The sequence below is a fragment of the Frondihabitans cladoniiphilus genome, from assembly GCF_039544345.1.
Lineage (GTDB): Bacteria > Actinomycetota > Actinomycetes > Actinomycetales > Microbacteriaceae > Frondihabitans > Frondihabitans cladoniiphilus.
In genome coordinates this window covers 191,008-204,146 of record NZ_BAABLM010000001.1, presented here as the reverse complement: position 1 = coordinate 204,146, position 13,139 = coordinate 191,008, and the positions used below count along the sequence as shown (strand labels likewise).

Genomic DNA, 13,139 nt, shown 5'->3' with positions numbered 1-13,139 from the left:
CCGTCAGGCCCGGCCGTACTCCTGAGCCATGGCCGCCACGGCGGCGACCGTCGACCGGAGCCGCTCGGCGAGGGGAGCATCGGGATCCTCGCCGCCCTTCTCGAGGTGCACGGATTCGCCGAGGGACGTCATCACGAGCGTGACGGCGAGCCGGGCGGTCCGGGCATCCGCCCGCTGCTGGGCCAGTGCCACGAGCTCCTGGTGGAGTTCTGCCATGCCGTGCATGAACGCGGGTGCCAGCTCGGGTCGGAGAGCGACGAGCTCGCGGACGGCTCGACGGTCGATGGGGGCGTCGAGGGCACCCGCCACGAGGACGCAGAGGTCGTCGATGAGGTCGAGTTTCGCTCCGGTCAGGAACTGCGCCTGACGATCCTCGCCGATGTGAAGCCCGGCCAGGCCGACGGCGGCCGCCGACTTCGACCGGTAGTAGTTGAAGAAGGTCCGCTGCGAGACGTCCGCCTCGGCGCAGATGGCCTCGATGGTCACCCCTGCGAGGCCGTGCTCCGCCACCAGGCGGAGCGCGACCTCGTGGATGGCCTGACGCGTGCGGCGCTTCTTGCGCTCCCGCAGGGTGGAGTCCTCCGAGGAGGCGGACTCCACCGCTGCGTCGTGGATCGACAGGGTCACGAGCGTCAGACCGCTGCCGGTGCCGCTTCGTTGGCCTGCTGCTGGAGGGCCGAGTGCTTGCGCAGCGGCGGCACCTTGAAGAACCAGCTGAGGACGAACGCGAGCAGGATCACCGAGAGGCCGACCCAGTAGATCCGCACGGCCGAGACGTTGAACCCGGTGAGGAACGGCTTCGTGAGGCGGGCGTCGGCACCGTTGAGGAACGACGTGTCGCTGGCGTCGCTCGAGGAGGCGTTCGAGCCGGAGGTGCCCTTGTGGAGCTCCTTGATCAGGGTCGGCACGACCTCGTTCACCACGTTCTGACGCTGCGCGGTGTCGGTGTAGTCGACGGCGAGCTTGCCGTTCACGACGCTGGCGTGGGCCTTGGTCGCGGCCGCCTGGAGCGCCTGCTCCTGCCCGGCGGCGGGGACGCTCGACGTGATCTGCGCGGTCGCCTTGTCGAGGCCGGCCTGGACGTTCTTCTCGACCGGGGTGACGATCGGGGTCCAGATCTCCTTCATGACGCCGGTGTTCTTCGAGGCGGTGGCGACCGTCGGGTTCATCGCGGCGTCGAGGGCGCTGGTCAGGTCGGTCTTGTTCGCCATGGCCGCGCTGATGTTGCCCGGCAGCAGCGAGAAGAGCACCGAGAGGAGGATGGCCGTGCCCAGCGTTCCACCGATCTGACGGAAGAACGTGGACGAACTCGTCGCCACGCCCATGTCGCGCGGCTCGACGGAGTTCTGACTGGCCAGGGTGATCGTCTGCATCAGCTGACCGAGGCCGAGGCCGATGAGGAACATGCCGATCATGAGGAACCAGAGCGGCTTCTCGATGGTCATGAAGGTCAGGACGAAGAACCCGAGCGAGGTGAACGCGGTGCCGATGACTGGGAAGATCCGGTAGCGGCCGGTGCGGGAGACGATCTGACCGGAGGCGATCGAGGCGATCATCAGACCGCCGATCATCGGCAGCGTGGCGAAGCCGGACTCGGTCGGGGTCAGGCCGGTGACGATCTGCAGGTACAGCGGGATCGTCAGGAGGGCGCCGAACATGGCGAAGCCGACGAGGAAGCCCAGCAGCGTGGCCATCGAGAACACGCGCGAACGGAACAGCTTCAGGGGGATGATCGCGTCGTCCTTCATCAGCGTCTCGACCACCAGGAACCCGACGAGGCCGATGGCGCCGACGACGTAGCAGGCGATCGCCCCGATCGAGGTCCAGCCCCAGGTGCGGCCCTGTTCGGCGACGAGAAGGAGCGGGAGGAGCGTGACGATGACGCTGGTCGCGCCGAACCAGTCGATGCGCGGCTTCTTCTTGGCCCCGAAGGCCGGAAGGTGCAGGAACGCGATGACCATGAGGAGCGCCGCGATGCCGATCGGCACGTTGATGAGGAACACCCAGCGCCAGCCGGTGATGAAGAGCACCTGGTTCGCCCCGGCGAAGAGGCCGCCGATCAACGGGCCGATGACGGAGGAGATGCCGAAGACGGCCAGGAAGTAGCCCTGGTACTTGGCCCGTTCGCGCGGAGCGAGGATGTCGCCCATGATCGCCAGCGGCAGCGACATCAGAGCGCCGGCACCGATGCCCTGGAACGCACGGAAGGCCGCGAGCATGATCATCGACGTCGAGAACGACGAGAGCAGCGAGCCGACGATGAACACGCTGATGCCGAAGATGTAGAGCGGACGACGACCGAAGAGGTCGGAGAGCTTGCCGTAGATCGGCGTGGTGATCGTCGAGGCGATCAGGTACGCCGTCGTGACCCAGGCCTGCTGGTTCAGCCCGTGCAAGTCGTCGCCGATGGTGCGGATGGCGGTGCCGACGACCGTCTGGTCGAGCGCGGAGAGGAACATGCCGGCCATGAGGCCGTAGATCACGAGCAGGATCTGCTTGTGGCTCATGATCGGGGTCGATGCGGTGGCGGGGCTGCCGCCGGACTGCCCTCGTGCGGGGGCGGAGGTGGTCGTCATGGAGTCCTTCAGGGGGAGGTCGAGATCGTGCGCCGAAAGATGCAACTCAGAAAGATTACACACTCCGCACAATTTCGTCGAGTGCAAAACCACCCCTCTTCGTGGGGATGCGTCGGGCCCCTGTCGGAGGGGGCTGACATGATGTTGCAATGAAGTGGCGCAGGATCCTCAAAGCCTTCCCGACCGTGATCCTCGTCGTCGACGTGATCATCCGAATCGTGGCCGTGCTCGCCGTGCCGCGCAACCGGCGCCCCAGCTCTGCGATGGCCTGGCTCCTGGCGATCTTCGTCTCGCCGATCCCCGGCAGTCTGCTGTTCGGCATCCTCGGCAGCTCCAAGCTCCCCAAAGACCGGCGCGACCGCCAGCGCGAGATCAACGGCCTGATTCTCGACGCAACCGCCGCCATCGACACGAAGTCCGACAAGGTCACCAACCCGCCGTGGTTCGGCTCGGTCGTCACCCTCAACCGCACTCTCGGTGCCATGCCGCTCATTCCGGGCAACACCGTCGAGCTGCACCCCGACTACCAGGAGTCGATCGCGGCGATGACCGCTGCTATCGGCGAGGCGACGGAGTACGTCCACGTCGAGTTCTACATCCTCGGCCTCGACAAGTCGACTCGGGCGTTCTTCGACGCCCTGGCGGACGCCAAGGCGCGAGGCGTCGTGGTCCGGGTGCTGTACGACCACTTCGCGACGATCCGGAACCCTGCGGGGCCGGAGGCGCGACGCTGGCTGCGCGAGTCCGGCATCCCGTTCGAAGAGATGCTGCCCGTGCATCCCTTCAGCGGCAAATTCCGTCGGCCCGATCTGCGCAACCACCGCAAGATCCTCGTGATCGACGGCAAGGTGGCCTTCACCGGCTCGCAGAACATGGTCGACCCCAGCTACAACAAGAAGGGCAACATCCGCCGCGGCCTGCAGTGGAAGGACCTCATGATGCGGATCGACGGCCCCGCCGCGCTGGGCCTCGACGCGCTCTTCATCACCGACTGGTACAGCGAGACCGACGAGCTGCTCCGCCCGAGCGACGAGAACGCCCCGAGCCTTCGCAACATCTCGCAGTCACCCGGCGCCGTCGAAGGGCTCGAGTGCCAGGTCGTGCCGTCCGGGCCCGGGTTCGACGGTGAGAACAACCTTCGCCTGTTCAACGCCCTCGTCTACGGCGCGCAAGACAAGCTGATCATCGCGAGCCCGTACTTCGTGCCCGACGACTCCATGCTCTACGCGATCACGACTGCCGCCCAGCGGGGTGTCGACGTGCAGCTCTTCGCCTGCGAGGTGGCCGACCAGTTCCTCGTCTACCACGCCCAGCGCTCGTACTACGAGACGCTTCTTCGGGCCGGCGTGCGCATCTTCCTCTACCCGAAGCCGACCGTGCTGCACTCGAAGCACTTCACGATCGACAACCACGTCGCCGTCGTCGGATCGAGCAACATGGACATGCGCTCGTTCAGCCTGAACTTCGAGGTGTCGCTGCTGGTTCGCGGCTCGCGCTTCGTCAACAAGATGCGCGAGGTCGAGGAGCAGTACCGCTCCGTCTCGCGCGAGGTCACCCTCGAGAACTGGTTGGCGCGTCCCGCTCCGATCCAGGTGCTGGACAACATCGCGCGGCTGACGGCTTCGGTGCAGTAGGGCGGCTGCCGCGGCGCTGGTCGCTGCGGCTGCTGCGGTGGCGGCGGCGCGGGCCGCTGCGGCCGGGGCGTGAGGCGACGCGGTTCGGCCATGGTGCCAGCGCCGCGGACCTGGCGGTACGGCCGAACCGCGTCGGGCCGGGTGTCTGCGGTGGGGGGGGCGGATCCGCTCCGAGCAGCGACCGGAACGCTCATGCCTCTACCCGCACCCCCGCAAGCGCAGCCGACCCGGGCCGAGGGCGGTGCGCCGCCGCCGCACCGGCCACACCCGCACCTCCGAACCCGCAAAGGATCCCCTGTCGACCGGGGTGCGGCGGCACGGCAGGGGTGCGGGTCCGCGCGGTCTGGGTGCAGCTCGCCGCGAGCGGGGTGCGGCGGCACTGCAGGGGTGCGGGTCTGCGCGGGCAGGGTGCGGCTCCACGGGAGCGGGGTGCGGCCTCTCGCAGGCACCCGCGGCCGAGGTCCCGGGCCGCCGTTCCGCAGCAGTGCCCCTTCGAACCGGCACCATCCCCCCGGAAAGTCGACGGGGGCACGCCGAAAGGACGGGCGATCCGTGCCGATCCGATGGGCGCTGGCCGAATCGTGGGGTGCTGGCCGATCCGACGGGTTCGCGCCGAAGTCGAACGCCGCGAATGAGCGCGCCGCCGCACCGGCCACACCCGCACCCCCGAACCCGCGGAGGACCCCCTGTCGACCGGGGTGCGGTGGCGCCACAGGGGTGCAGTTCCGCGCGAGCAGGGTGCGGCTGCGCGCGAGAAGGGTGCAGCTCCGCGCGACCGGGGTGCAGCTCCGCACGGGCAGGGTGCAGCTCCGGACGAGCAGCGAGTGACACCGCCCGGCACTCCCCTATGACTACCGCCAGAAGACCCGCGGCCGCAGGAGCCGATGGTCGGGATCGTTCGCCGACCCGTCGGGGTCGAACGAATCGCCGCGCGGCCCGACGGCGCGGAACAGTTCCAGCGCCGCCCCGGCCGCCTGCTCCAGCGGCTGCTCGACGCTCGAGAGCTTGACCGCAGCGGCCACGGGTGTGTTGTCGTACCCGACGATGGGCACCGACGTGCCGAGCACCATCAGAGCACCCAGGGCGAGCGAGTCGCTGGCGCAGACGACCGCGTCGACCCGGACGCCCCGCGCGAGAAGGGCTCGCACTGCCGTGGAGCCCTGTTCGACCCCGTCCTCGCAGGCGATCTCCAGGGCGTCGAGGTCGGGCTCCCGGAGGCCGAGGCCGGGTGCGGCGAGCATCGTGTCGCGCCAGCCGAGGCGGCGCTCGTCACCCGTGCCGGAGGGCGGGGGCCAGCCCAGGTAGGCCACGTGAGAGACGCCGAGCTCGAGCATCCCCCGGGTCGCTTCGGCCACACCGTGGTGGCCGTCGACGTCGACCCACCGGTGGCGCGGGTCGTACACGTCGGCGGCTCCCCACGGCCGGCCGAAGGTGACGAAGGGGGCGTCGTGCTCGAGGAGCCACTCGGTGCGCGGATCCTCGTAGGTGGTCGAGGTGAGCACGAAGCCGTCCACGTCGGCCCCGTCGAGGAGTCGTTCGAACTGGGCGATCTCGTCGTCGGGGTCTCTGGCCGTGAACAGCAGCACCCGCAGGCCGAAGGCGTCGGCCTGCTCGGTCAACGCGTGGAGAAAGCGATCGAGCACCGACCCGGAGATGCCGTTCGTGACCGGGTCGAGACGGATCCCGATGGTCGAGCTCTTGCGCGTGCGCAGCCGCCGGGCCGACGCATGCGGTCGGTAACCGAGCTGCTTGATGGCCTCTTCGACGCGCTCGCGGGTGTCGGGGCGCACGATGTGCGGCGAATTGAGCACGTTCGAGACGGTCTGGCGGGACACGCCGGCGATCTCGGCGACGTCGAGCACGGTGGGTTGACGGGTCATGGCCGCCTCCTCGTCGTCGCCTGAACTTCTCCCGTACGTTACCCGACCCTCGAAGGGCCGAGAACAGAGCGGGGGATGCACCGCCCGCGTCTTGACACGTGCGCGGATCCGATTCTATTGTCAGGGTGTTTGATCGTTCAAACACCCTTAAGGTTGAACGATCGAATTCGTCGCAGAGTCGCGCAGCCCCGCACCGAACAGGAGAACCACCATGCAAAGACGCACCCCCTTCCGCCTCCTCGCCCTCGGGGCGGTGGTCACGGCGACGGCCGTCGGCCTCACCGCCTGCGGGTCCGGATTCTCGAGCTCCACTTCCGGCTCGTCCACCGGCGCCAGCGCCGGCGCCCTCACCCACCAGAACACGGCCCTGAGCGTGCTCATCGGGTCCAGCGGCCCGGCCGAGACGAAGGCCGTCACCGACGCCGTCTCGTCCTGGTCGAAGTCGAGCGGCACGAAGGCCAGCGTGACCCCGGCATCCGACCTCGACCAGCAGCTCGCCCAGGGCTTCGCCTCCGGCAAGCCGGCCGACGTCTTCTACGTGGCCAGCGGCGCGGTCGCCGGGCTCGCGAAGAACGGCTCGCTGCTGCCGTACGGCAACCTGCTGAAGAACAAGAGCGACTTCTACCCGACGCTCGTCAAGAGCTTCACGGTGAACGACACCTTCTACTGCGCGCCGAAGGACTTCTCGACGCTCGGTCTCGTGATCAACACGGACATGTGGAAGCAGGCCGGCCTCACCGACTCCGACATCCCGACCACCTGGGCAGAGCTGAAGACCGTCGCGGCCAAGCTGACCACGTCCGACCACGTCGGCCTCGCCGTCAGCCCGCAGTACGAGCGCCTCGGCGCGTTCATGCAGGAGGCCGGCGGCAGCGTCACCAACGCGGCCGGCACCGACGCGACGCTCGACTCCAGCGCCAACGCCAAGGGCCTGTCCTACGTCCAGGACCTGCTGAAGAGCGGCGACGCGAAGTTCTCCACCGACCAGGGCACCGGCTGGGGCGGCGAGTCGTTCGGCAAGGGCCTCGCGGCGATGACCGTCGAGGGCAACTGGATCACCGGCGCCCTGCAGACCGACTACCCGGGCATCCACTACAAGGTGGCCGAACTGCCCGCGGGCCCCGCCGGCAAGAGCACCATGCAGTTCACCAACTGCTGGGGCATCGCGAAGGCGAGCCCGAACCAGGCCGCGGCCCTGAAGCTCGTCGAGCAGCTCACGAGCACGCAACAGCAGCTCAGCTTCTCGAAGTCGTTCGGCGTCCTGCCGTCCGTGCAGTCGGCCGCCACCACGTGGAAGCAGCAGAACCCGGCCCTGGTGCCGTTCCTCGACTCGGTGAAGTTCGCCAAGGGCGTCCCCAACCAGGTCGGCGCCGCCGACGTGATCACGGCGTTCGACGCCCAACTCCCCTCGCTCGCGACCGCGGACCCGAAGACCCTCCTGGGCACGTTCCAGAAGAACTTCCAGGCCCTGCTGACCAGCAAATGACCCGGGCGCGCAGGGCGCCCCGGCGTGAGGGACTCGCCGGCTGGCTCTTCGTCTCGCCGACGCTCGTCGTCCTCGGACTGTTCCTCCTCATCCCCGTGCTGATGGCCCTCTGGGTCAGCTTCTCGGACTGGTCGGGCAACGGATCGCCGTTCTCGGCGGGAGTGAACTTCATCGGCACGAAGAACTACCAGCAGCTCCTGTCGGGCGGGAGTCTCGCCGAGACGAACTTCGGCGTGAGCATCCGCAACAACGCCTGGTACGTCGTCTTCGTCGTGCCGATCCAGACGGCGGTCTCCCTGTTCCTGGCCGTGCTGGTCAACCGGAGCATCCGGCGCGGCCGTGGCTTCTTCCGCACGGCGTTCTACTTCCCGTCGGTCACGAGCTCGGTGGCGATCACCGTGCTCTGGCTGTTCCTCTTCTCGACGACCGGTGCCGTCAACAAGGCGCTGTCGTACCTCGGGCTGCACGGCCCGAACTGGTTCAACGACCCCGACGGCATCGTGCACCTGTTCCTCGGTCTGTTCGGCCTGAAGACCGGGCCGACGGCCCTCACCCAGCACACGGCGCTCGGCGTCTCGTGGTGGGACTGGTTCGCCGGGCCGTCGGTGGCGATGAGCGCGTTCATCCTCATGGCGATCTTCACGACGAGCGGCACGTTCATGCTCCTGTTCCTCGCGGCGCTGCAGAACCTCGGCGGCGACGTGACGGAGGCCGCGATGATGGACGGCGCGAACGGGTGGCAGAGGTTCTGGCGAGTCACACTCCCCCAGCTCCGCCCGACCCTGTTCACCGTGCTGACCCTCGGCCTCATCGGCACCTGGCAGATCTTCGACCAGATCTACACGGGCACGAAGGGGGCTCCTCAGAACACGACGCTGACGCCCTCCTACCTCTCGTACCAGTCGGCCTTCGGCAACCAGCAATGGGGTCAGGGCGCCGCGATCGCGTTCATCCTGTTCGTCATCATCGTCGTGCTGACCATCGTCCAGCGCGCCGTCCTCCGCGAGCACAAGGTGTCGCGGCGACGGCTGCGCGCCTACGATCCGGCCCTTCACGGCCCGACCACCGCCCCGCAGAAGGAGGCCGTGCGATGAGCACCCTCGTCCCCCCGGGCGACGTCGACGCCGTCGTCCTGCCCGGCACGACCACCGACCCGAGCAGGCACGCCCCGACGCCGAAGCGCGCGGGTCGGGGCGGTCGGCTGATCGCGGGTTCCGTCGTGCTGTACCTCGTCCTGATCATCATCGCGGTGATCTACATCTTCCCGTTCCTCATCAACGTCGCCACCGCCTTCAAGACGGAGCCCGACGCAGCCGTCGACCCGCTGTCCCTGCTGCCGCAGAACTGGACGACGGCGGCCTTCCACACCCTGTTCCTCAACAGCGACTTCCCGGTCTGGATCAAGAACTCGGCCATCGTCGCTGTCTTCGTCACGGTGGGGCGGGTGTTCTTCGACTCGCTCGCCGGCTACGCCCTGGCCCGGCTCGACTTCCGCGGCCGCAACGTCATCTTCGCCGGGCTCGTGGCCGTCATGGCCGTGCCCAGCGTCGTGCTGATGATCCCGAAGTTCCTGGTCCTGAACCAGCTCGGCATGTACGACTCGTATCCGGGGATGATCGTCCCGCTCCTGGTCGACGCGGCGGGCGTGTTCATCATGAAGAACTTCTTCGAGTCGATCCCGAAGTCGGTCGAGGAGCAGGCGTCCATCGACGGCGCCGGCACGTTCCGCATCTTCTGGTCGATCGTCCTGCCGATGGCTCGCCCGGCCCTCGTGACGATCATCATCCTGTCGTTCCAGGGCTCGTGGAACGAGCTCTCGCAGTTCATCATCTCGACGCAGAACCCGGCACTCACCACGCTGACCAAGGGCGTCGCCGGCCTTGCGTCGGGCTCGCTGAGCCAGGGCACGCAGTATCCGCTCAAACTCGCCGCGGCCGCGATCATGACCATCCCGGTCGCCGTGATGTTCTTCGTCTTCCAGAAGCGCATCATGAACACCAGCGACGGGGCGGTCAAGGAGTGACCGCCGTCGCACCGACGATCCTCGCGACCTGCGGCGGGCTCAACCCCGGCACCTGGACCGACGCCGTCTACGGCCCTCTGCTGTTCGAGGCGATCCGGCTCGCCCGGGTGCCCGAGAGCCGGGCACCCCGCGTGCTGCACGTCAACACCGCCGGCGGCGATCAGCGCTTCGTCGAGGGGCAGGAACTCGAGGCGGCCCGCCTGGCCGGGGTCGAGGCATCCCACCTCCGGTTCTTCCCGCGCGTCAACACCGCCTCGCTCGCCACCGCGGTCGGCACGGCCGACGTGGTCTGGGTCTCCGGCGGAAGCCTCGTGAACCTGCTCGCCGTGTGGCGGGCGCACGGGCTGCCGCAGGTGCTGCACGACGCGTGGCGAGCGGGGGTGGTACTGGCCGGGGGCTCCGCGGGAGGCCTCTGCTGGCACACCGGCGGCGTCACGACCTCGTTCGGCCCCACCGCCGACGTGGTCGCCAACGGACTCGGGTTCGTCGAGGGCTCGCTCGCGGTCCACTACGACTCGGATCCCACCCGCGCTCCCGCCTACGAGGAGGGCGTGAGAGCGGGAGTACTGGCCGGCGGGATCGCGCTCGACGAGGGGACCGGAGTCGTCTATCGCGACGACGGCGCGGGACCCGCCCTGGTCGACGTCGTCTCGGAACGCCCCGAGGGCCGGGTCCTCCGCGTGAGGCGCGACGGCGACCGCGTCGTCACCGAGGCACTCGACCCCCGCGTCCTCCGCTCGCCCCCTTCTTCTCTCGACTCGATCCAGGAGCCCCGCGCATGACCCCCGAACCCCTCCTCCAGCCGCTGCTCGACCAGGAGACCGTGGTGCTGCGCGCTCCCGTGCAGGTGTGGTCGGCCTCCGACGGCACCCTCGGCGGCGCGCCCATCCACGGCATCTACTCCGGCGACCTGCGACTCGTCGCCGGGCTCGGCCTCACGGTCGGCGGCGTGCATCCCGAGCTCATCGCCACGGTCCCGGTCGACGCCTCGACCGCGCGGTTCGAGTCGCTCGCCCGCGGCCTCGACGCTCCGGGCGCCGACCCCGACGTCCGCCTGAGCCACCGCCGCACGGCCCGGGTGGACGGCGTCGACGAGCGCGTCACCGTCACCTCGAGGCTGGCCGAGCCCATCGAGACCACCGTCGAGATCACCCTGCGCCCCGACCTCACCACCATGGAGTCGATCAAGGCCGGTCAAGCGGGGGATGCGCATCCCACCGTCTCTCTGGACCCGGCCGTCGCCCCCGACGCCCCGACGGGTGCCGGGCCGTACGCCGCCTGGCGCTCCGACACCGCCACGGCCACGGTGGATGCCCGGGGCGCCGCCCTGACGCAGCGCGAGGGGCATCTCGTCCTGATGTGGCGCGTGACGGTCCCGGCCCACGGCTCGACGACGGTCGGCTTCGATCTGCATGCCGCGGTCGCCACCGCCGTCGTGGCCGGCGTCGTCTCCCCCGCCCGTTGGCGGCCCCTCGACCCGGCCCCCTCCGACGACCGGCTGGCCCGCTGGCTCGGCCGCGCCCTCGACGACCTCGACGCCCTCCGTCTGACGACGACGGGCCGTCCCGACGACGTCTTCCTCGCCGCCGGTGCCCCCTGGTTCTTCACGCTCTTCGGCCGCGACTCGATCTGGGCGGCTCGCTTCCTGCTCCCCCTCGACGATGGCCTGGAGATCGCCCGGGGCACCCTGCGCATCCTCGCCCATCTACAGGGCACGACGACTGTCGCCGCCACCGCCGAGCAGCCCGGCAAGATCATGCACGAGTTGCGCTCCGACACGCTGAACCTGCCCGGCGAGGGCATCAGCCTGCCGCCGCTGTACTACGGCACCGTCGACTCCACCGCCCTCTGGATCTGCCTGCTCCACGACGCCTGGGCCTGGGGCCTGGCCGACGACGAGGTCGAGGCCCTGCTCCCCCACCTCGAGTCCGCCCTGGCCTGGATGCGCGACTACGGCGACAGCGACGGCGACGGCCTGCTCGAATACGTCGACGAGACGGGACACGGACTCTCGAACCAGGGCTGGAAAGACAGCGGCGACAGCGTGCAGTGGCGCAGCGGCGCCCTCGCCGAGGGGCCCATCGCCCTGGTCGAGGTGCAGGCCTACGCCTACGAGGCCGCGATGCACGGCGCCGAGCTGCTCGATCGCTTCGGGCGCTCCGGGGCAGACGACTGGCGCGACTGGGCACTCCGCCTCCGAGAGCGCTTCACCGAGTCGTTCTGGCTGCGCGACGAAGAGGGCCCGTATCTGGCGATCGCGTTGGATGCACGGAAGCACCCGGTCGACACGGTCACGTCGAACCCCGGGCACGTGCTCGGGACGGGCATCCTCACCCCCGACGAAGCCGCCCTCGTAGCGGCGCGCCTCGTCTCGCCGACGATGTCGTCCGGCTTCGGGCTCCGGACGCTCTCAACCGACGCCGCCGGATACTGGCCCCTGAGCTACCACGGCGGCAGCGTGTGGACCCACGACACGGCGATCGCGATCCGCGGGTTGGCGCTCGACGGCTTCGATGACGAGGCGGGGATGCTCGCCTCCGGGCTGCTCGCAGCCGCCGCCACGTTCGGCTACCGCATGCCCGAGCTGCACTCCGGCGAGAGTGCGAGCGACACCCCGCAGCCCGTGCCGTACCCGGCCGCGTGCCGGCCGCAGGCGTGGTCGGCGGCCGCAGCGGTCACGGTGTGGGGGGCGCTGCACGGGGTCGCCGCTCCCGTGCCGGCTGTGGCGGACGCCTGACTCGCGGCCTGGGCGTGCTCCGCCGCGACTTTGCCTGCCGATCTCGCGCACGCCGCCTCGGCTCGTGACCCTCGTTGCTGAGATCCCGCCCGCCCCTCGCCCGTCTCGATGCCCCGTCGAATCGGCAGAAACCCGCCCGGAAAGCGGCGGGCCCCTGCCGGAACGGCGGGCGTGCTTCGCCCGCCCTGCGGGCTCCCGCCGAAACGAAGGGGGCCGGCCGAACGCTCGGGCGTCGCACGGGGTCACTGCCACCGATCCGACGGCGACCGACGCCTTACCGCCGGCACGGGCATCCCCCGTCGTGGGCATCCCCCGTCATGGCATCCCCCCGTCGAATCGGCAGATACCCGTCGGGAATGCGGCGGGCCTCCGCCGAAACGAAGGGCGCACTTTGCCCGCCCCGCGGGCCCCCGCCGAAACGAAGGGGGCCGGCCGAACGCGCGGGGTCACTGCCACCGAACCGACGGCGACGGAAGCCTCACCGCCGGCACGGGCATCCGCCGTCGTGGGCATCCCCCGTCATGGCATCCCCCGTCGTGGCATCCCCCGTCGAATCGGCAGAAACCCGTCGGGAATGCGACGGGCCTCCGCCGAAACGAAGGGCGCACTACGCCCGCCCCGCGGGCCCCCGCCGAAACGAAGGGGCCGGCCGAACGCGCGGGCGTCGCACGGGGTCACTACCACCGAACCGGCGGCGACAGAAGCCTCACCGCCGGCACGGGCATCCCCCGTCTCGATCCCCCGTCGAATCGGCAGGAACCCGCCGGGAAAGCGGCGGGGTGCTGCCGGAACGGAGGGCGTCC

Annotated in this window: 9 protein-coding genes; 6 read left to right on the top strand and 3 right to left on the bottom strand. The window is 69.7% G+C overall.

Annotated elements, in window-relative coordinates:
• Positions 1 to 3 precede the first annotated feature (3 nt).
• Both ABEA39_RS00950 and ABEA39_RS00945 read right to left on the bottom strand, forming a co-directional pair.
• Positions 4 to 627, bottom strand: a complete 624-nt coding sequence (locus ABEA39_RS00950) for a TetR/AcrR family transcriptional regulator (RefSeq protein WP_345372152.1) — start codon at positions 625 to 627, stop codon at positions 4 to 6.
• A 5-nt stretch (positions 628 to 632) separates the two neighbouring features.
• The gene (locus ABEA39_RS00945) at positions 633 to 2,576 is read right to left on the bottom strand and encodes an MDR family MFS transporter (protein ID WP_345372150.1); all 1,944 of its coding nucleotides are present in this window, start codon (positions 2,574 to 2,576) and stop codon (positions 633 to 635) included.
• A gap of 149 nt (positions 2,577 to 2,725) precedes the next feature.
• Between ABEA39_RS00945 and cls the strand changes: the two genes are divergently transcribed.
• Entirely contained in the window at positions 2,726 to 4,210 is a 1,485-nt protein-coding gene (gene cls, locus ABEA39_RS00940; RefSeq protein WP_345372148.1) for a cardiolipin synthase, read from the top strand.
• 851 nt (positions 4,211 to 5,061) lie between these two features.
• Here cls and ABEA39_RS00935 read toward each other — a convergent pair.
• Entirely contained in the window at positions 5,062 to 6,090 is a 1,029-nt protein-coding gene (locus ABEA39_RS00935) for a LacI family DNA-binding transcriptional regulator (RefSeq protein WP_345372146.1), read from the bottom strand.
• A 211-nt stretch (positions 6,091 to 6,301) separates the two neighbouring features.
• Between ABEA39_RS00935 and ABEA39_RS00930 the strand changes: the two genes are divergently transcribed.
• Genes ABEA39_RS00930 through ABEA39_RS00910 form a run of 5 tightly spaced genes read left to right on the top strand, consistent with a single transcriptional unit; the run spans position 6,302 to position 12,336 of the window.
• Positions 6,302 to 7,576: a sugar ABC transporter substrate-binding protein gene (locus tag ABEA39_RS00930; RefSeq protein ID WP_345372143.1), complete on the top strand. Its 1,275-nt coding sequence runs from the start codon at positions 6,302 to 6,304 to the stop codon at positions 7,574 to 7,576.
• Complete coding sequence (locus ABEA39_RS00925) at positions 7,573 to 8,670, top strand: carbohydrate ABC transporter permease (protein ID WP_345372142.1); 1,098 nt, start codon at positions 7,573 to 7,575, stop codon at positions 8,668 to 8,670. The genes ABEA39_RS00930 and ABEA39_RS00925 overlap by 4 nt, the downstream gene beginning before the upstream one ends.
• Positions 8,667 to 9,599, top strand: coding sequence for a carbohydrate ABC transporter permease (locus tag ABEA39_RS00920; RefSeq protein WP_345372140.1), 933 nt, complete (start codon positions 8,667 to 8,669; stop codon positions 9,597 to 9,599). Before ABEA39_RS00925 ends, ABEA39_RS00920 begins: the two co-directional genes overlap by 4 nt.
• Positions 9,596 to 10,381: a Type 1 glutamine amidotransferase-like domain-containing protein gene (locus ABEA39_RS00915; protein ID WP_345372138.1), complete on the top strand. Its 786-nt coding sequence runs from the start codon at positions 9,596 to 9,598 to the stop codon at positions 10,379 to 10,381. The genes ABEA39_RS00920 and ABEA39_RS00915 overlap by 4 nt, the downstream gene beginning before the upstream one ends.
• Positions 10,378 to 12,336: a glycogen debranching N-terminal domain-containing protein gene (locus ABEA39_RS00910; RefSeq protein WP_345372136.1), complete on the top strand. Its 1,959-nt coding sequence runs from the start codon at positions 10,378 to 10,380 to the stop codon at positions 12,334 to 12,336. Before ABEA39_RS00915 ends, ABEA39_RS00910 begins: the two co-directional genes overlap by 4 nt.
• Positions 12,337 to 13,139 lie beyond the last annotated feature (803 nt).

Coding starts and splice junctions, on each gene's coding strand:
- cls (WP_345372148.1), top strand. CDS start 2,726: ATGAAGTGGCGCAGGATCCTCAAAGCCTTCCCGACCGTGATCCTCGTC.
- ABEA39_RS00920 (WP_345372140.1), top strand. CDS start 8,667: ATGAGCACCCTCGTCCCCCCGGGCGACGTCGACGCCGTCGTCCTGCCC.
- ABEA39_RS00945 (WP_345372150.1), bottom strand. CDS start 2,576: ATGACGACCACCTCCGCCCCCGCACGAGGGCAGTCCGGCGGCAGCCCC.
- ABEA39_RS00925 (WP_345372142.1), top strand. CDS start 7,573: ATGACCCGGGCGCGCAGGGCGCCCCGGCGTGAGGGACTCGCCGGCTGG.
- ABEA39_RS00930 (WP_345372143.1), top strand. CDS start 6,302: ATGCAAAGACGCACCCCCTTCCGCCTCCTCGCCCTCGGGGCGGTGGTC.
- ABEA39_RS00910 (WP_345372136.1), top strand. CDS start 10,378: ATGACCCCCGAACCCCTCCTCCAGCCGCTGCTCGACCAGGAGACCGTG.
- ABEA39_RS00935 (WP_345372146.1), bottom strand. CDS start 6,090: ATGACCCGTCAACCCACCGTGCTCGACGTCGCCGAGATCGCCGGCGTG.